The sequence below is a fragment of the Pseudomonas juntendi genome (assembly GCF_021560075.1).
In the GTDB taxonomy this organism is placed as follows: Bacteria; Pseudomonadota; Gammaproteobacteria; order Pseudomonadales; family Pseudomonadaceae; genus Aquipseudomonas; species Aquipseudomonas juntendi.
In genome coordinates, this window is the sequence record NZ_CP091088.1 from 4098087 (window position 1) to 4115651 (window position 17565).

General features: G+C 64.4%; 14 protein-coding genes and 3 pseudogenes. 12 read left to right on the forward strand and 5 right to left on the reverse strand.

What is annotated here, in order from left to right; translation table 11 throughout:
- The first annotated feature begins 65 nt into the window (after positions 1-65).
- Together mprF and L1P09_RS19100 are read left to right on the forward strand one after the other, a co-directional pair.
- Complete coding sequence (gene mprF, locus L1P09_RS19095) at positions 66-2708, forward strand: bifunctional lysylphosphatidylglycerol flippase/synthetase MprF (RefSeq protein WP_235768003.1); 2643 nt, start codon at positions 66-68, stop codon at positions 2706-2708.
- The gene (locus L1P09_RS19100) at positions 2708-4000 is read left to right on the forward strand and encodes a virulence factor family protein (RefSeq protein ID WP_232892529.1); all 1293 of its coding nucleotides are present in this window, start codon (positions 2708-2710) and stop codon (positions 3998-4000) included. Before mprF ends, L1P09_RS19100 begins: the two co-directional genes overlap by 1 nt.
- Positions 4001-4265: 265 nt before the next feature.
- Here L1P09_RS19100 and L1P09_RS19105 read toward each other — a convergent pair whose 3' ends face one another.
- Positions 4266-6176: a potassium transporter Kup gene (locus L1P09_RS19105; RefSeq protein ID WP_054905944.1), complete on the reverse strand. Its 1911-nt coding sequence runs from the start codon at positions 6174-6176 to the stop codon at positions 4266-4268.
- A 235-nt stretch (positions 6177-6411) separates the two neighbouring features.
- Between L1P09_RS19105 and rimO the strand changes: the two genes are divergently transcribed.
- The 8 genes and pseudogenes from rimO to L1P09_RS19145 all read left to right on the forward strand — a co-directional run.
- Positions 6412-7743 carry a 30S ribosomal protein S12 methylthiotransferase RimO gene (gene rimO / locus L1P09_RS19110; RefSeq protein WP_192440748.1) on the forward strand — a complete coding sequence of 444 codons (1332 nt, stop codon included), beginning with the start codon at positions 6412-6414 and terminating at the stop codon, positions 7741-7743.
- Positions 7744-7899: 156 nt separating this feature from the next.
- On the forward strand, positions 7900-8367 hold the full coding sequence (locus L1P09_RS19115) for a GNAT family N-acetyltransferase (protein ID WP_235768004.1): 468 nt from the start codon (positions 7900-7902) through the stop codon (positions 8365-8367).
- 108 nt (positions 8368-8475) lie between these two features.
- Positions 8476-9186: an rRNA pseudouridine synthase gene (locus L1P09_RS19120; RefSeq protein WP_235768005.1), complete on the forward strand. Its 711-nt coding sequence runs from the start codon at positions 8476-8478 to the stop codon at positions 9184-9186.
- A 49-nt stretch (positions 9187-9235) separates the two neighbouring features.
- Entirely contained in the window at positions 9236-9697 is a 462-nt protein-coding gene (locus L1P09_RS19125; RefSeq protein ID WP_029887591.1) for a YehS family protein, read from the forward strand.
- Positions 9698-9703: 6 nt separating this feature from the next.
- Positions 9704-10396 carry a tRNA (N6-threonylcarbamoyladenosine(37)-N6)-methyltransferase TrmO gene (gene tsaA / locus L1P09_RS19130; protein ID WP_009682558.1) on the forward strand — a complete coding sequence of 231 codons (693 nt, stop codon included), beginning with the start codon at positions 9704-9706 and terminating at the stop codon, positions 10394-10396.
- A 157-nt stretch (positions 10397-10553) separates the two neighbouring features.
- Positions 10554-10646: pseudogene (locus L1P09_RS19135) on the forward strand (hypothetical protein); the annotation flags it as partial.
- Positions 10647-10827: 181 nt separating this feature from the next.
- Positions 10828-10920, forward strand: a pseudogene (locus L1P09_RS19140) (hypothetical protein); the annotation flags it as partial.
- Between the two features lie 181 nt (positions 10921-11101).
- Positions 11102-11194, forward strand: a pseudogene (locus L1P09_RS19145) (hypothetical protein); the annotation flags it as partial.
- 197 nt (positions 11195-11391) lie between these two features.
- Here the strand turns inward: L1P09_RS19145 and L1P09_RS19150 are convergent.
- The 4 genes from L1P09_RS19150 to L1P09_RS19165 all read right to left on the reverse strand — a co-directional run bounded on the left by L1P09_RS19150 (position 11392) and on the right by L1P09_RS19165 (position 15785).
- A complete protein-coding gene (locus L1P09_RS19150; protein ID WP_054911991.1) occupies positions 11392-12714 on the reverse strand; it encodes a dicarboxylate/amino acid:cation symporter in 1323 nt (440 codons plus the stop codon).
- 295 nt (positions 12715-13009) lie between these two features.
- The gene (locus L1P09_RS19155; RefSeq protein WP_235768006.1) at positions 13010-14356 is read right to left on the reverse strand and encodes an ATP-binding protein; all 1347 of its coding nucleotides are present in this window, start codon (positions 14354-14356) and stop codon (positions 13010-13012) included.
- On the reverse strand, positions 14353-15030 hold the full coding sequence (locus L1P09_RS19160) for a response regulator (RefSeq protein WP_054905938.1): 678 nt from the start codon (positions 15028-15030) through the stop codon (positions 14353-14355). Before L1P09_RS19160 ends, L1P09_RS19155 begins: the two co-directional genes overlap by 4 nt.
- 149 nt (positions 15031-15179) lie before the next feature.
- Positions 15180-15785 carry an outer membrane protein gene (locus L1P09_RS19165; protein ID WP_192440756.1) on the reverse strand — a complete coding sequence of 202 codons (606 nt, stop codon included), beginning with the start codon at positions 15783-15785 and terminating at the stop codon, positions 15180-15182.
- A gap of 129 nt (positions 15786-15914) precedes the next feature.
- On the opposite strand from L1P09_RS19165, the gene L1P09_RS19170 reads away from it, so the two are divergent.
- Complete coding sequence (locus tag L1P09_RS19170) at positions 15915-16706, forward strand: dienelactone hydrolase family protein (protein ID WP_054905937.1); 792 nt, start codon at positions 15915-15917, stop codon at positions 16704-16706.
- 157 nt (positions 16707-16863) lie between these two features.
- Positions 16864-17565, forward strand: a complete 702-nt coding sequence (locus L1P09_RS19175) for a 4'-phosphopantetheinyl transferase family protein (protein WP_232892526.1) — start codon at positions 16864-16866, stop codon at positions 17563-17565.

Below are 17565 nucleotides of genomic sequence, written 5' to 3' on the forward strand. Positions count from 1 at the left end.
TTCCAAAGGGACTTTCACTTGGCCGCACCTCTCCTCCACCTCGCGCTGCTTGCCCGGGGCAATTCATGACTACGCACAACCCCGAACCCCAGGTACCGCTCGCCACGGTGCTGCCAGGTGCGGTACAGCGCCTGCCGTTGCTCGAACGCCTGAGCCGCTACCGCCAGCCCATCGGCCTTGCGGTAACCCTGCTGCTGTTCACCATGGCCCTGATCGCTTGCCGCCACTTGCTCAGCGAGCTGGACATCTACGCCTTGCACGACGCCATGCTCAGTGTGCCGGCGCAGTCGCTGCTGGGCGCTTTTGTCGCGACGGTGGTCGGCTTCGTGATCCTGCTGGGCTATGAGTGGTCGGCCAGCCGCTATGCCGGGGTGAAGCTGCCGGCACCTACCCTGGTGCTGGGTGGTTTCAGTGCGTTCGCCATCGGCAACGCCATCGGCCTGTCGATGCTCTCGGGCGGCTCGGTGCGCTACCGCTTGTACGCCCGCCATGGGCTGGGCGCTGGCGAGGTCGCACGCATGACCGTTTTTGCCAGCCTGTCGCTGGGCTGCGCGCTTCCGCCCCTGGCCGCCCTGGCGACCTTGAGCGATCTGCGGGCTGCATCCAGCGCACTTGGCCTGGCCCAGGGCCTGTTGGCGGGCATCGCCAGTGCGGTGCTGGTGGCCTCTGCCCTGCTGGTCATCGGCTTGTACCGTCGGCGCCTTGCCGAACAGCCACTGGCCAATAACCTGCTGGTGCAACTGGGGCGCCGCACCTTGCGCCTGCCGGATGCCCGCCTGAGTGCCCTGCAACTGCTGATCACTGCACTGGATGTGGCAGCTGCCGCGACCGTGCTGTACCTGCTACTGCCCGAAGCGCCCCCGTTCGGCGCGTTCGTGCTGGTGTATCTGCTGGCCTTGGCGGCAGGTGTGCTCAGCCATGTACCGGGCGGGGTCGGGGTGTTCGAGGCGATCCTGCTGGCGGCCTTTGCCAACCAGCTGGGTGCGGCGCCGCTGGCTGCCGCATTGCTGCTGTACCGGTTGATCTACGTAGTGGTGCCGCTGCTGCTGGCCTGCGTGTTGCTGTTGGCCAACGAAGCCCGGCGCCTGCTGTTCGCCCAGCAGGCCATGAAGGCCGCCTCGGGCCTGGCTGCGCCTATCCTGTCGATCCTGGTGTTCCTGTCTGGTGTGGTGTTGCTGTTCTCCGGCGCCACCCCGGAAATCGACACGCGCCTGGAGCACATGGGCTTTCTGGTGCCACACCGGCTGATCGATGCATCGCACTTCGGCGCCAGCCTGATCGGCGTGCTGTGCCTGCTGCTGGCCCAAGGCCTGCGTCGGCGCCTGTCGGCCGCCTGGATGCTGACAATCGTATTGTTGCTGGTCGGTGCCCTGCTGTCGTTGCTCAAAGGCTTCGACTGGGAAGAGGCCAGCGTGCTGACCTTTACTGCCACCTTGCTCGCCATGTTCCGGCGCTCGTTCTACCGCCCCAGCCGGTTGATGGAGCTGCCCTTCTCGCCGGTATTTCTGGTTGCAAGTGCCTGTGTTGTCGGGGCCTCGGTGTGGCTGCTGCTGTTCGCCTACCAGGATGTGCCCTACAGCCATCAGCTGTGGTGGCAGTTCACCCTCGACGCCGACGCCCCCCGTGGCCTGCGCGCCGCCATGGGCAGCGCCTTGCTGTTGGCGGCCCTGGCACTGACCTGGCTGCTGCGCACCGCACCACCGGTGATCCACCTGCCTGACGAAGGAGAACTGCAGCGTGCCAACCGCATTCTGCTGGCTTCCGACCAGCCTGACGGCGGCCTGGCACTCACCGGCGACAAGGCCTTGCTGTTCCACCCACGGGACAATGCCTTCCTCATGTACGCCCGGCGCGGCCGTAGCCTGGTGGCACTGTACGACCCGATCGGCCCGGCCCAGGAACGGGCCGAGATGATCTGGCAGTTCCGCGACCTGTGCGACCTGCACCACGCGCGGCCGGTGTTTTACCAGGTACGCGCGGAAAACCTGCCGTTCTACATGGACATTGGCCTGACCGCGCTGAAACTGGGTGAAGAGGCCCGGGTCGACTTGCGCCGCTTCGACCTCGAAGCCAAGGGCAAGGAAATGAAAGACCTGCGTTATACCTGGAACCGCGGCGGACGCGATGGCCTGAGCCTGGAAATCCACGAGCCTGGCCAAGCCCCACTGGCAGAACTGAAGGAAATCTCCGATGCCTGGCTCGGCGGCAAGAACGTACGCGAGAAAGGCTTCTCGCTGGGGCGCTTCAGCCCGGACTACCTGCAGCACTTCCGGATTGCCCTGATTCGCTTCCAGGGCCGCCCGGTGGCCTTTGCCAACCTGCTGGAAACCCACAGCCACGAACTGGCCAGCCTGGACCTGATGCGCGCCCACCCCGAGGCCCCCAAGCTGACCATGGAGTACATGATGATCGGCTTGATCTTGCACTATAAAAGCCGTGACTACGGGCGCTTCAGCCTGGGTATGGTGCCGCTCTCCGGCCTGCAGCCACGGCGTGGCGCGCCATTGACCCAGCGCCTGGGCTCACTGGTGTTCCGCCGTGGTGAGCAGCTTTACAACTTCCAGGGGCTCCGGCGCTTCAAGGACAAGTTCCAACCGGACTGGGAACCCCGCTACATGGCCGTGCCAGCCGGGCTCGACCCGCTGGTGGCACTGGCCGACACTGCCGCCCTCATTGCTGGCGGCCTGACTGGATTGGTGAAACGTTGATGACCCGACGCTATTGGCTGTACCTGCTGGTTCCCCTGTTGCTGGCTGCCCTGGGTGGCGGGCTGGCGTTCTGGCTGTGGACGCGCCCCGCCCCAGAGGCGCACCTGGAACAAATGAGCATCAATGACACCCCCATTACCCGGGTGACGCCAGGCGTGCACCCCAAAGTCAGCGTGGCCATCGGCGTGCCTCAGGACCAGGCGCTGAGCGACAAGCAACTGCTGGACCTGGCCCAGGCTGGCGAAGCGCAGCTGGTGCAGGTGATCCTGCCACCGAACGATTGCAGCAAGCAGCAACAGGCGCTGGACCAGGCCCTGAAGCAATTGCCGGCAAAACCCGACGTGGTCGCCGGTATCGGCCCTGGTGCCGCCCAGGCCTGGCGCTGGCTGGCCGGGCAGAGCGATGACAAGGCCCGCGCCATTTCCGTAGGCTTTGCCCTCGAGCAGCCCGGCTGCCAGGCGCCGTTGCCCAAATCGGCGGCGCATGGCCACTGGAGCGTGGCCTGGAACGACAACCCGGACGACGCCAGCGCCGCCTTCGTGCGTGACCAGGCCAATGCCGAAACCAGCATCAGCGATTACGACATCCACCTGCCGCAGGTGCTCAAGGCGCAACTGACCCAGGCCTTGCTCGGCCGCGATGGCAACGCGCTGCCAGTCCCGGTAGTCGAGGTGCCGGCCGGGCAAACCACCGATACCGTCACCCTGTTCCTTTCCGGCGATGGCGGCTGGCGCGACCTGGACCGCGACGTCGCTGGCGAAATGGCCAAGCTGGGCTACCCGGTGGTCGGCATCGACACGCTGCGCTATTACTGGCAGCACAAAACCCCCGAGCAAAGCGCTGCCGACCTGTCCGAACTGATGCAGCACTACCGCCAGAAATGGGGCACCAAGCGGTTCGTGCTTGCTGGGTATTCATTCGGGGCCGATGTACTGCCGGCGATCTACAACCGCCTGCCGGCCGAAGACCAGCAGCGTATCGACGCCGTGATGCTGCTGGCCTTTGCACGCAGCGGCAGTTTCGAGATCGAAGTGGAGGGCTGGCTGGGCAAGGAGGGCCAGGAAGCGCCAACCGGGCCGGAAATGGCCAAGCTGCCTGCCTCCAAGGTGGTGTGTGTGTATGGCGTCGAGGAAGCTGACGAAAGCGGCTGCACCGATGGCACGGCTGTTGGCGAGCGCATGAAGCTGCCCGGCGGCCACCATTTCGACGAGAACTACCCGGCGCTGGCCAAGCGCTTGATTGGTGAGATCGAGACGCGCCAGGGCAAGGCAAGCGTGGCTGAGCAGAACTGACAAAAATCGGGGCCGCTTTGCGGCCCATCGCTGGCAAGCCAGGCTCCCACAGGGATCGCCTTAGGGCTGACAGGTGTTTGCCACAAGGTATGGCAGCGCCTGTTAGCGCGGGCGGCGCTCGATCTCACAGGCGCTGAAGATGCTCCGGCTACCCTTGCCAGGAACCATAGAATCTCCCACAGGGACCGCGCCATATTGAATATCAGCGCAATACTTGTGGGAGCCTGGCTTGCCAGCGATGGGCTGCAAAGCAGCCCCTTGCCAATCAGATCTCGACCTGGGTCCCCAGTTCGATCACCCGGTTCAGCGGCAGGTTGAAGAAGCGCAGGTTGCCGTTGGCATTCTTCAGCAGGAAGGCGAACAGGTTGCCACGCCAGCGCGACATCCCCTCGAGCCGTGAGGCGATCACCGTCTCACGGCTGAGGAAGTACGTGGTGCGCATTGGGGTGAAGTCCAGGCCATCCAGATGGCACAGTTTCAACGCCGCCGGTACGTCCGGCTCGTCCATGAAGCCAAAATGCAGCAGCACGCGGAAGAAGCCGTCACCATAGGCTTCCACTTCGAAGCGCTCGTGCTCCGGCACCCGCGGCCGGTCCTCGCTGACCACCGTCAACAACACCACCTGGCTATGCAGCACCTGGTTGTGCAGCATGTTGTGCAGTAGCGCGTGCGGCACGGCATCGGAACGCGCGGTCAGGAACACCGCCGTGCCTTCGACCCGGTGCGGTGGCTGAATGCGGATACTGCTGATGAACAACGGCAGCGGCAATGCCCCTTCGTCGATGCGCTCGACCAGGATCTGCTTGCCACGCTTCCAGGTGCTCATCAGCAGGTACAGCACGCCCCCGGCCAGCACCGGGAAAGCGCCACCCTGGACAATTTTCGGCACGTTGGCGGCAAAGAACAGCCCGTCGACCAGCAGGAAACCGACCAGAATCGGCACCGCCAGCAGCGGCGGCCACTTCCACAGCAGCAGCATCACCGCCGACACCAGGATCGTGGTCATCAGCATGGTCCCGGTTACCGCAACACCGTAGGCTGCCGCCAGCGCCCCGGAGGACTCGAAACCGATCACCAGCAGTACCACACCCACCATCAGGGTCCAGTTCACCGCACCGATATAGATCTGCCCTTGCTCGTCGCTGGAGGTGTGCTGGATCTGCATGCGCGGGATATAACCCAGCTGGATGGCCTGGCGGGTCAAGGAGAAGGCCCCGGAAATCACGGCCTGCGAGGCGATCACCGTGGCCAGGGTGGCCAGGCCGACCAACGGCAACAACGCCCAGCCCGGTGCCAGCAGGTAGAACGGGTTACGGGCCGCATCCGGATCCTGCAGAAGGAGCGCGCCCTGGCCAAAATAGTTGAGCACCAGCGCCGGCAGCACCAGGATGAACCAGGCACGGGCGATAGGCTTGCGGCCAAAATGGCCCATGTCGGCATACAATGCCTCGGCACCGGTCAGCGCCAGCACCACCGCCCCCAGAATGGCCACGCCCATCCCCGGGTGCACCACGAAGAAGTTGACCGCCCAGCCGGGGTTGAAGGCCTTGAGCACTTCCGGGCTTTGCGAAATGCCGTTCACGCCCAGTGCACCGAGCACCACGAACCAGGTGACCATGATCGGGCCGAACAGCTTGCCGATCTTCTCGGTACCGTGCTTCTGCACCAGGAACAGGGCCACCAGCACCACCAGCGAGATCGGCACCACCCAGTGGTCGATACCGTCGAACGCCAGGCCCATGCCCTCTACCGCCGACAGCACCGACACCGCCGGGGTGATCATGCTGTCACCATAGAACAGCGAAGCGCCGATCAGGCCACAGATCACCATCAGTGTGCGCAGCCGCGGGTAGGCCGCCGTAGCCCGCCGCGCCAGCGCAGTCAGGGCCATGGTGCCGCCCTCGCCCTGGTTGTCGGCGCGCAGGATGAACATCACGTACTTGAACGACACCACCCACAGCAGCGACCAGAGGATCAGCGACAGGATCCCCAGTACGCCGTCATGGTTGACCGGCACCCCATAACCACCGGTAAAGACTTCCTTCAGGGTATACAGCGGGCTGGTGCCGATATCGCCATAAACCACCCCGACCGCTGCCACGAGCAGGCCCAGCGACCGCGTCGCACCCTGCTTACCCTCGTGCCCGCCCTCAGCGTGACTGCTTGCCTGAACCATCGACCACTCCCGCAGACGGCCATTACGGCCTTTCAGTATTCACTCTGCGACCAAGCACTCACTGCAGCTTGGCGCAACGGCGCGAAGCATAGCGCAGCGTTCGTCGTATTTCTGCTGGTCAAGCGTCCCTGCGCTCGCTAGAATTGCGCACTTTTTGATCAGAGGCGCCAAAAGCGCCCGTCAAGATCGCCCCCGATTCCGGCCGGGCGACCTGCATTCAATACCGAGGTTAGTCATGTCCACCACGCCCGCCACCCCCAAGGTAGGTTTCGTAAGCCTGGGTTGCCCCAAAGCCCTGGTCGATTCCGAGCGCATCCTGACCCAGCTGCGCATGGAAGGCTATGAAGTCGTGCCCACCTACGAGGATGCCGACGTGGTGGTGGTCAACACCTGCGGCTTCATCGACAGTGCCAAGGCCGAATCGCTGGAAGTCATCGGCGAAGCGATCAAGGAAAACGGCAAGGTCATCGTGACCGGCTGCATGGGCGTTGAAGAAGGCAACATCCGTGACGTGCACCCAAGCGTGCTGTCGGTCACAGGCCCGCAACAGTACGAGCAGGTGGTCAACGCCGTGCACGAAGTGGTGCCACCCCGCCAGGACCACAACCCGCTGATCGACCTGGTACCGCCACAAGGGGTCAAGTTGACCCCGCGCCACTACGCCTACCTGAAAATTTCCGAAGGCTGCAACCACAGCTGCAGCTTCTGCATCATCCCGTCGATGCGCGGCAAGCTGGTCAGCCGCCCGGTGGGCGAAGTGCTGAGCGAGGCCGAGCGCCTGGTGAAGGCCGGGGTCAAGGAGATCCTGGTGATTTCCCAGGACACCAGCGCCTATGGCGTTGACGTCAAGTACAAGACCGACTTCTGGAACGGCCGCCCGGTCAAGACGCGCATGCTTGAACTGTGCGAAGCACTGAGCAGCCTGGGAGCCTGGGTGCGCCTGCACTACGTGTACCCTTACCCGAATGTCGACGATGTGATCCCGTTGATGGCGGCCGGCAAGATCCTGCCGTACCTGGACATTCCGTTCCAGCATGCCAGCCCGAAAGTGCTCAAGTCGATGAAGCGCCCGGCTTTCGAAGACCGTACCCTGGCACGCATCAAGCAATGGCGTGAACAGTGCCCCGAACTGGTGATCCGTTCCACCTTCATCGTCGGCTTCCCCGGCGAAACCGAAGAAGACTTCCAGTACCTGCTGGACTGGCTGACCGAAGCCCAGCTCGACCGCGTGGGCTGCTTCCAGTACTCGCCGGTGGAGGGCGCCCCGGCCAACGACCTGGGCCTGGCTGAAATACCGGACGACATCAAGCAGGACCGTTGGGACCGTTTCATGGCCCACCAGCAGGCCATCAGCGCTGCCCGCCTGCAACTGCGCATCGGCAAGGAGATCGAAGTGCTGATCGACGAAGTCGAGGCGCAAGGTTCGGTAGGCCGCAGCTTCTTCGATGCCCCGGAAATCGACGGCAGCGTGTTCATCGATGGCGACCATGGCTTCAAGCCAGGCGACAAGGTTCGTTGCCGGGTGGTAGACGCCGACGAATACGACATGTGGGCCGAGCCGGTCTGACACCCACACAGTACGCTGCGCACCATCGCCGGCCAGCAGCTCCTTTACCAGGGAGCTTCCTGGCCGATGATGGGCCGCGCAGGCGCACCGGCAATCCTTGGGCCTGTTGCGCTTTTAGCATCTATCGTTTCCTCAGCCCCAGAGGAACGTACCCCGATGCGCCAGCCATTGTCCCTGCAAACCCCGCACCTTAGCGACTACCCCGAACTGGCCCAGGTCTGGGAAGACTCGGTGCGCGCGACCCACGATTTTCTACCCGATGCCTATGTCCGGCTGCTGCGTGAGCATGTGTTGTACCGCTACCTCGACGCCGTGATGCTGGTCTGCTGCAAGGACCGCCAGCGTATCTGCGGGTTCGCCGGGGTCGCCAGCAGCCGGGTGGATATGCTCTTCGTTGCCCCGGCCTACCGTGGCCAGGGCATGGGCAGGCGCTTGCTGCGCTACGCCATCAACGAACTCAATGCCGAAACCCTGGACGTCAACGAGCAGAACCTGCAAGCCCTGGGCTTCTACCTGCATGAAGGTTTCGAGGTGGTCGGCCGCTCCCCTACCGACGGCCTTGGCCAACCCTACCCCCTGCTGCATATGCGCCTGCGGGGCACAGGCCAGTGCAGCGGCGACTGAATATGCCGCAGCAGGTCGCCGAAATGGCGCAAGTGACACAGATTCCCATCATCAACCGCGTAGGGGCAGGTACAATGGTCACCTTTCCCTGCCTCTGCGAATTGCGCCATGTCCGAACCCGTCCGCCTGTCCAAACGCCTCATCGAGCAGCTTGGCTGCTCTCGCCGCGAGGCCGAGCTGTACATTGAAGGAGGCTGGGTCACGGTCGATGGCGTGGTGGTCGAGCAGCCGCAGTTCAAGGTCGGGCAACAGCGCGTCGAGCTGTTGCCTGGCGCCCGCGCCGAGCCCCTGGAGCCGGTGACCCTGCTGCTGAACCAGCCTGCCGGCATGGACAGCGAAAGCGCCCGCGCCAGCATCAACATGGGCAGCCTCAGCGAAGCCCACCGCGAGGGCGTGCGTGCGCTGCACGGGCACTTTGCCCGGCAGGCTTGCGTCGCCCCACTGGAGCGCGGCGCCAGTGGCCTGCAAGTGTTCACCCAGGACTGGCGGGTGACCCGCAAGATCGAAGCCGACCTGCGCCGCCTGGAGCAGGAATTCATCATTGAAGTGCGCGGCCAGACCACGCCCCAGGCACTGGAGCGCCTGGCCCGCGGTGCTACGCGCAATGACCGTGAGCTACCCAAGGCCAAGGCCAGCTGGCAGAACGAGACCCACTTGCGCATGGCCCTGAAAAACCCGCAGCCCGGGCAGATCGCCGAATTGTGCGCTTACCTGCGCCTGGAGCTGGTCGGCATGCGGCGCATTCGCCTGGGTGGCGTGTCGATGGGCAAGGTGCCGCTGGGCCAATGGCGCTATGTGGCCAGTACCGAACGTTTCTAAGTAATAGGCCGCGCTGGAACGCGCGGCACCTGAACAGGATTCAGCAGCAATGAACCACAACGACGTCCTGCGCAGCCTGCGCTACATGCTCAAGGTGAACGACGCCAAGATGGCCGAGATCATCGGCCTCTCCGGCCTCGAAGTGCACCCGCTGGTGCTCGCCACCTACCTGAAGAAAGAAGACGAAGAAGGCTTTGTGCGTTGCCCTGAGCGGGTGATGGCGCACTTCCTCGACGGCCTGGTGTTCTACCGTCGCGGCAAGGATGACAGCCGCCCGGCGCAACCGATCGAGCTGCCGGTGACCAACAATCTGATCCTCAAGAAGCTGCGGGTGGCTTTCGAACTCAAGGAGGACGACTTGCACGCGATCCTCAAGTCCGTGAACTTCCCGGTCAGCAAGCCGGAATTGAGTGCACTGTTCCGCAAAGCTGGCCACGACAACTACCGGCCGTGCGGCGACCAGTTGCTGCGCAACTTCCTCAAGGGCCTGACTTTGCGCGTGCGCGGCTGAGTGACCATGCAGCACACCGTTGCCCCGGTCGGTATCGTCCGTTCATGCTTCAAGGAAAAGTTTGCCATTCCGCGCCAACCGCAGCTGGCTCCCGCCGCCCGCGGGGTGCTGGAGCTGCTGCCGCCGTTCGACCAGGGTGAGGCAGTCGAAGGCCTGGAGCAGGTCAGCCATGTCTGGCTGCTGTTCCTGTTCCACCAGGCGCTGGAAGACAAGCCACGCCTGAAGGTGCGGCCACCGCGCCTGGGTGGCAACAAGAGCATGGGTGTGTTCGCGACCCGCGCCACCCATCGGCCCAATGGCATCGGCCAGTCGGTGGTGCGCCTGGAGGGGGTTGAACCGGGGCGGCTGCTGCTGTCCGGGATCGACCTGTTGGATGGCACGCCGGTGCTGGACATCAAGCCCTACGTGCCTTACGCCGACAGCATTGCATGCGCCAGCAACCAGATGGCCAGCGCCGCGCCTGCAGCCATTGCCGTGCATTGGGCCGACAGCGCATTGGCGCAGGCCCGCGAGCATGCATTGCGGCTGGGTGAGCCGCTGGTGGCGCTGATCGAACAATGCCTGGCCCAGGACCCACGCCCGGCCTACCAGGTACCTGCACCGGAACGGGTGTACGGGGTGAGGTTCTGGGATGTGCAGGTGCGCTGGCATTACCCGCAGCCGGAGGCGATCCGGGTGTTGGAGGTGGTGCTGGCCTGACCCCGATTCAGGCTTGTTCGCTGGCCATTGTAGGAGCGGCCTTGCGTCGCGATGGGGCGCGTAGCGGCCCCGGGCCTTTAGCCATCCTGCAAGCTTGCCGGGGCTGCTACGCAGCCCTTTCGCGACGCGAGGCCGCTCCCACAAGGACCGCGCAGGCATGAAAAAGGCGACCCGAGGTCGCCTGGCGCTGATCGAACAGTGCCTGGCCCAGGACCCACGCCCGGCCTACCAGGTGCCTGCACCGGAACGGGTGTTGGAGGTGGTGCTGGCCTGACCCCGATTCAGGCTTGTTCGCTGGCCATTGTAGGAGCGGCCTTGCGTCGCGATGGGGCGCGTAGCGGCCCCGGGCCTTTTGCCATCCTGCAAGCTTGCCGGGGCTGCTACGCAGCCCTTTCGCGACGCGAGGCCGCTCCCACAAGGACCGCGCAGGCATGAAAAAGGCGACCCGAGGTCGCCTGGCGCTGATCGAACAGTGCCTGGCCCAGGACCCACGCCCGGCCTACCAGGTGCCTGCACCGGAACGGGTGTTGGAGGTGGTGCTGGCCTGACCCCGATTCAGGCTTGTTCGCTGGCCATTGTAGGAGCGGCCTTGCGTCGCGATGGGGCGCGTAGCGGCCCCGGGCCTTTTGCCATCCTGCAAGCTTGCCGGGGCTGCTACGCAGCCCTTTCGCGACGCGAGGCCGCTCCCACAAGGACCGCGCAGGCATGAAAAAGGCGACCCGAGGTCGCCTGGCGCTGATCGAACAGTGCCTGGCCCAGGACCCACGCCCGGCCTACCAGGTGCCTGCACCGGAACGGGTGTTGGAGGTGGTGCTGGCCTGACCGCGATTCAGGCTTGTTCGCTGGCCATTGTAGGAGCGGGCTTGCCCGCGAACACCGGCGCAGCCGGTGCCAGACACCGCGTCGCCTGCTTCGCGGGCAAGCCCGCTCCTACAAGGACCGTGCAGGCATGAAAAAGGCGACCCGAGGTCGCCTTTTTGCATTTCAAGCCGCTATCAACGAGCCGGGCCTTCAGCCACACCCAGGTCGTCGGTTGGGCGGGTATCAACCAGCGGTGCACCGCCGGACGCCAGCTCCGAGGCCAGCTTGTCGTTATCCATTTCCTTGACCCACTTGGCCACGACCACGGTGGCAACGGCGTTGCCGACCAGGTTGGTCAGGGCGCGGGCTTCGGACATGAAGCGGTCGATACCGAGGATCAGCGCCAAGCCGGCAACCGGCAGGTGGCCCACCGCCGACAGGGTGGCAGCCAGCACGATGAAGCCCGAGCCGGTGACGCCGGCAGCCCCCTTGGAAGCCACCAGCAGCACCAACAGCAAGGTGATCTGGTGGGTGATGTCCATGGTGGTGTCGGTGGCCTGGGCAATGAAGACCGCTGCCATGGTCAGGTAGATCGAGGTGCCGTCGAGGTTGAACGAGTAACCGGTCGGGATCACCAGGCCAACCACGGACTTCTTGGCACCCAGGCGTTCCATCTTGGCCAGCATGCGCGGCAGGGCCGATTCCGACGAGGAGGTGCCCAGTACGATCATCAGCTCTTCACGGATGTAGCGGATCAGTTTCAGCACGCTGAAGCCGTGGGCGCGGCAGATACCGCCCAGCACCACCAACACGAACAACAGGCAGGTGATGTAGAAGCAGGCCATCAGGTAGCCCAGTTGCACCAGCGAACCCACGCCGTACTGGCCGATGGTGAAGGCCATGGCACCGAAGGCGCCAAGCGGGGCCAGCTTCATGATCATGTTGATGATGTTGAACATGACATGGGCGAAGCGGTCGATCATGTCCAGCAGCGGCTTGCCGTAGCTACCCAGGCGGTGCAGGGCGAAGCCGAACAGGACCGAGAACATCAGCACTTGCAGGATATCGCCGTTGGCGAATGCACCGACCACGGTGTTGGGGATGACGTTGAGCAGGAAGCCGACCGTGGTCTGCTGCGCGCCGGCGGCGGCATAGGCAGCCACACTGCTGGCGTTCAGGGTGCTGACGTCGATGTGCATGCCAGCGCCTGGCTTGACCACGTTGACGACGATGAGGCCAATGATCAAGGCGATGGTGGAGACGATTTCAAAGTACAGCAGCGCGTAGCCGCCAGTCTTGCCGACCGACTTCATGCTCTGCATGCCGGCGATGCCGCTGACCACGGTACAGAAGATGATCGGGGCGATGACCATCTTGATCAGTTTGACGAAACCGTCACCGAAGGGTTTGAGCGCGACGCCCGTTTCCGGGTAGAAGTGGCCGAGCAGGATGCCGATGGTGATGGCGACCAACACCTGGACATACAGGGATTTGTAAAGCGGCTGACGTGTCGTCATGGCTAATTTTCCTCAAGTGTGCCGGCTCACCCTTCCCAGGGTGATGGGGCACCTGAATCGCTAACCCTCCTGCACCTGGAGGGATTTGTCGTTGTGTTCGAGCTGCCTGGGCAGGCCTCTGCGTAGATCAATAGCAAGGGTGGTGCCAAAGTGCCCAGCAAGGGTGCAAATGCCTTGTGTACCAAGGATTAATGCCCAACGACGGGGCGATAAAGGTGAGGAAAGCTGGCGGATTTCCGCCCGGTGGCGGGTTTTGTACAGGCATGTTGGCGGGAATCCGCCCACCCGGGCCGAATCAATCGAGGTTGAAGGTAATCCTGAACGCAGCCCCACCCAGTGGTGAGTCCCCCAGGCTGAGCACGGCGTCATAGCTGTCGACGATATCCTTGACCACCGCCAGACCGATGCCCTGCCCCGGGTGCTGGCTGTCCAGCCGCTCACCGCGCTCGAGGATGCGCTCGCGCTGGTCGACCGGTACGCCCGGCCCGTCGTCTTCGATGCACAAGCTCAGGCGCCCTGGCACTTGCTCAAGGCTTACGCGCACTTGGCCAAGGCTCAGCCGATAGGCGTTTTCCAGCAGGTTGCCGAGCATCTCCAGCAAGGCGCCCTGCTCCATCGGCACCTGGGCCGCCCCGGGTAACACCCGTTGCACCTCCACGCGTTTGTCCCGGTATACCTTGGCCAACGTGCTGCACAGGCTGTCGAGCACAGGCCGTAGCGGCACACTGTGGCGCACCAGGCCGCTCTTGCGCAGGCTGGCCCGCTGCAGCTGGTAGTCGATCTGCTGGCTCATGCGTTCGATCTGGCTTTGCAGCACCCGCGCCTGTTCGCGTTCGCCACTGCGCTGCTGCAGGCTTTCGCCCACCCCCTGCAACACCGCCAGCGGGGTTTTCAGGCTGTGTGCTAGGTCGTCCAGCGAATCCCGGTAGCGCGTACGCTGCTCGCGTTCACTGCGCAGCAAACGGTTGAGCGAGCGGGTCAGGCGCAGCAGCTCGCGGGGGTGCTCGCCGCTCAGACCATCGCGCGCCCCTGCTTCCACCTCATCCAGTTCGTGGCTGAGCCGGCGCAGCGAGCGCAAGCCCCAGGTCAAGCCGGCCCACAGCAACACCAGCAGCGCCAGCAAGGCGGCGCCGAAGCCCAGGTAGAGCTTTTCGCGCAGGCCGTCGAGGGTGGCCTTGTACTCGCTCACCGGCTGCAGGGCGACAATGCTGTAGGCTGCGCTCTGGCCACCCAGCAGCTTGATCTCGACGTCGTAGACAAAGAACTCTTCACCATCGGCCTGGTGGATGCGTGCAAATTCGTTGCCGCGCCCGTCATAGCGCGGCAGGTAGTTGATGTGCCGGTCGGCGGTGGCGCGCGACTGCCAGACCAGCTGGCCATCGCGGTCGAAGATATACCCGAGCAGGCCGGTGTACGGCAGGTTGTAACGCTCGTCCGGCAGCAGTTCGGGCATCTGCAAGTGGCCGCCTTCGATGCGCGCGGCCGATATCAGCGTGGTCACGTCCGAGGCCAAGCGCTGCTCGATCGACTCCTGCAGGGCCAGGCTGAACGCCTTCTGCAACGCGGGCAGCAACCCCAGCATGAACAGCAGCGCCAGCACGGCGGCGGCCAGCATCAGGCGCACGCGCAGGGAACGAATCATCGGCAGCGCTCGGTGAACAGGTAGCCCAGGCCACGTACGGTATCGATGGGTTTGAACCCCTGCTCGCCTTCCAGCTTGCGGCGCAGGCGGCCGACCAGCACTTCGATGACATTCGGGTCACGCTCCTCATCGCCTGGGTACAGTTGCTCCATCAGGCGGTCCTTGGCCACCACTTGCTGATGATGGCGCATGAGGTATTCGAGGATGCGGTACTCATAAGCCGTGAGCGCCAACGCCTGCGCATCGAGGCTGGCCTGCTTGCGGTTGAGGTCGAGCACCAGCGGGCCGGCAGCGATGGTCGACTGGGTGAAGCCGCTGGAGCGGCGCAGCAGCGCATTCAGGCGGGCTTCGAGCTCTTCGAACTGGAAGGGTTTGACCAGGTAGTCGTCGGCGCCTGCGGCCAGGCCTTCGACCTTGTCCTGCCAGTTGCCACGGGCCGTGAGGATGAGGATGGGGAAGGTCTTGTCCTGGCTGCGCAGGCGCGTGATCAGCTCCAGGCCACTGATACCGGGCAAGCCCAGGTCGATGATGGCCAGGTCGAAGTGGTACTGCCCGGCCTGGTACAGCGCCTCCTCGGCATCGGCGACCGCCTCGACCACGTGGCCGCTTTCGCCCAGGCGGGTGTAGAGGTGATGGCGAAGCAGGGCTTCGTCCTCGACCACCAGCAGTTTCATATGCAGCTCCTTTTCATCTATTGCCTGTACCGGCCTCTTCGCGGCTAAAGCCGCTCTCACAGGGAGCACACAGGTTTGCTGGACTGTGCGATCCCTGTGGCAGCGGCTTCAGCCGCGAAGAGGCCGGTACAGGATAACCCGGCAGGCCGTCAGAACTTGTAGGAGGCCGCCAGGTAAGTCTGCGCACTGCTGCTCAGGCGCAGGGTGCCATCCTTCGGCCCGCCATGCGCGCCCACCTCGGTTGCCGCATTGGTGCGCAGGTAACGGTAGCCCAGCTCGACCGAAGCCTTGTCGGTGATGTCCTGGATCACCCCGGCCTGCAGCCCGTAGGCATAACCGTAGTCGGTATCGCGGCGGGCGCCTGGCGAGTCCTGGGTGAGCTTGGTCATGCCCAGGCTGCCACCGCCAAACAGTTTGGTGGTATCGCCCACCGGCAGGAACAGGTCATAACTGCCCAGCAGGTTTTCCTGACGCAGTTTCAGGCCGCTGTGATCGCCCGAGACGTTGTCATAGGTCATGTAGTAACGGCCTTGGTCGTTGATCTTGCCCACACGCACACCCCAGGTGTCATCCTTGCCGATGATGCCGTCGGTGTTGAGGTTGTCGGTGTTGCGCTGCAACAGGCCGGACTTGCGAACCTTGTCGCTGGTCTGGCCGTAGGTGAAGCTGGCGAAGTTGTCATCGGCAGCCTGAGCGGTGGTGAGGCCAGCGGCGCAGACGGCCATGGCGGCAAGCAGGCTATTGAAGGTTTTCATGGCAGGTTACTCCAGTTGGGTGCGTTGTTTCGGTCTGGAAGCTAGAGTAAGCAGGGCACCCTGAACCGCGACTGAACCCTGACTGAACCTCGGCTGAACGACCCGATTGCCGAACAAGGAGTAGTACCCATGCGTGTCCTGCTGGCCCTGACCCTGATGTGCAGCGCTGCCCTTGCCCAAGCGGCAGTACAAACCCGCGAAATTCCTTACCAGGACGCCGACGGCAACCGGCTGGTCGGCTACTACGCATACGACGACGCCGTCGAGGGCAAGCGCCCAGGCATTGTCGTGGTGCATGAATGGTGGGGGCTGAACGATTATGCCAAGCGCCGCGCCCGTGACCTGGCAGCGCTGGGCTATAACGCCCTGGCCATCGACATGTACGGCGACGGCAAGCACACCGAGCACCCGCAGGATGCCCAGGCGTTCATGGCGGCCGCACTGAAAGACCCTGCCGCCGCAGCCAGGCGCTTCGATGCGGGCCTTGAGCTGCTGAAACTGCAACCGAACACCAACAAGCACGAGCTGGGTGCGGTCGGCTACTGCTTCGGCGGCAAGGTGGTGCTGGATGCTGCGCGCCGTGGCGAGAAACTCGACGGCGTAGTGAGCTTCCATGGCGCACTGGCTACCGCTACCCCGGCCAAACCGGGCGTGGTACGCGCGGATATCCTGGTCGAGCACGGCGCGGCCGACAGCATGGTCACGCCGCAACAGGTCGAGGCTTTCAAGGCCGAGATGGAGGCGGCCAAGGTGAACTATCAGTTCGTCAGCATCGAAGGGGCCAAGCACGGCTTCACCAACCCGGATGCAGACCGCTTGAGCCATGGCGAGCATGGCGGGCCGGACATTGGTTATAACAAGGCCGCGGATGAAAGCTCCTGGGCGGATATGCAGGCGTTTTTCAAGAAAGTATTCAAATAGCGATTGTACGGCCCGCTTTGCGGCCCATCGTCGGCAAGCCAGCTTCCACAGGCACGGCATAGATCTTCGGGCCTGCAGGCTTGCAGGCGATGGGCTGCACGGCAGCCTCGGCTATTGCATCTCCCACACCGTCGCCGCGGCTGGCACAATAGCCGCCATGAACACGCTCCCCGCCTGCTGCGCCCCACTTCAGTACCACTGGCCCCTGCCCCGCCCATTACCCGGTGCGGTGCTGGTCAGTTGCGCCTTCGACCCCGCCCAGCTGGGGGCCGACGACTTCCAGCGCGCGGGGGTAGTGCCAAGCGCCAGCCTGCTGCGCTCGGTGCCCAAGCGCCAGGCCGAGTACCTGGCCGGCCGTGCATGCGCACGGGCCGCGCTGCAGCGCCTGGACGGTCGCAACTACGTGCCTGGCACCCATGACGACCGCTCGCCCATCTGGCCCGCCGGCATTCATGGCTCGATCACCCATGGCCAAGGCTGGGCCGCCGCGGCGGTCGCTGGCGCCCACAGCTGCCAGGGCCTGGGCCTGGATCAGGAAGCCCTGCTCGATGACGAACGCGCCGAGCGCTTGATGGGCGAAATTCTCACCCCGGCCGAGCTGGAGCGCCTGGACCGCGCTCAGCTTGAGCTGACGGTCACCCTGACCTTCTCGCTGAAGGAAAGCCTGTTCAAGACCCTCTACCCCCTGACCCGCCAGCGTTTCTACTTCGAGCACGCCGAAGTGCTCGACTGGTCTGGCGAGGGGCTGGCGCGCCTGCGCCTGCTCACCGACCTGTCGCCACAGTGGCAACGCGGGGCAGAGCTGCACGGCCAGTTCAGCCTGCAAAACGGCCATCTGCTTAGCCTGGTGAGCGTCTGA

What these genes read in the sequence shown, in the direction of transcription:
- L1P09_RS19150 (WP_054911991.1), bottom strand. Translation starts at nt 12,714, where the DNA reads ATGACGACACGTCAGCCGCTTTACAAATCCCTGTATGTCCAGGTGTTG.
- mprF (WP_235768003.1), top strand. Translation starts at nt 66, where the DNA reads ATGACTACGCACAACCCCGAACCCCAGGTACCGCTCGCCACGGTGCTG.
- L1P09_RS19115 (WP_235768004.1), top strand. Translation starts at nt 7,900, where the DNA reads ATGCGCCAGCCATTGTCCCTGCAAACCCCGCACCTTAGCGACTACCCC.
- L1P09_RS19125 (WP_029887591.1), top strand. Translation starts at nt 9,236, where the DNA reads ATGAACCACAACGACGTCCTGCGCAGCCTGCGCTACATGCTCAAGGTG.
- L1P09_RS19175 (WP_232892526.1), top strand. Translation starts at nt 16,864, where the DNA reads ATGAACACGCTCCCCGCCTGCTGCGCCCCACTTCAGTACCACTGGCCC.
- L1P09_RS19120 (WP_235768005.1), top strand. Translation starts at nt 8,476, where the DNA reads ATGTCCGAACCCGTCCGCCTGTCCAAACGCCTCATCGAGCAGCTTGGC.
- L1P09_RS19155 (WP_235768006.1), bottom strand. Translation starts at nt 14,356, where the DNA reads ATGATTCGTTCCCTGCGCGTGCGCCTGATGCTGGCCGCCGCCGTGCTG.
- rimO (WP_192440748.1), top strand. Translation starts at nt 6,412, where the DNA reads ATGTCCACCACGCCCGCCACCCCCAAGGTAGGTTTCGTAAGCCTGGGT.
- L1P09_RS19170 (WP_054905937.1), top strand. Translation starts at nt 15,915, where the DNA reads ATGCGTGTCCTGCTGGCCCTGACCCTGATGTGCAGCGCTGCCCTTGCC.
- tsaA (WP_009682558.1), top strand. Translation starts at nt 9,704, where the DNA reads ATGCAGCACACCGTTGCCCCGGTCGGTATCGTCCGTTCATGCTTCAAG.
- L1P09_RS19105 (WP_054905944.1), bottom strand. Translation starts at nt 6,176, where the DNA reads ATGGTTCAGGCAAGCAGTCACGCTGAGGGCGGGCACGAGGGTAAGCAG.
- L1P09_RS19100 (WP_232892529.1), top strand. Translation starts at nt 2,708, where the DNA reads ATGACCCGACGCTATTGGCTGTACCTGCTGGTTCCCCTGTTGCTGGCT.
- L1P09_RS19160 (WP_054905938.1), bottom strand. Translation starts at nt 15,030, where the DNA reads ATGAAACTGCTGGTGGTCGAGGACGAAGCCCTGCTTCGCCATCACCTC.
- L1P09_RS19165 (WP_192440756.1), bottom strand. Translation starts at nt 15,785, where the DNA reads ATGAAAACCTTCAATAGCCTGCTTGCCGCCATGGCCGTCTGCGCCGCT.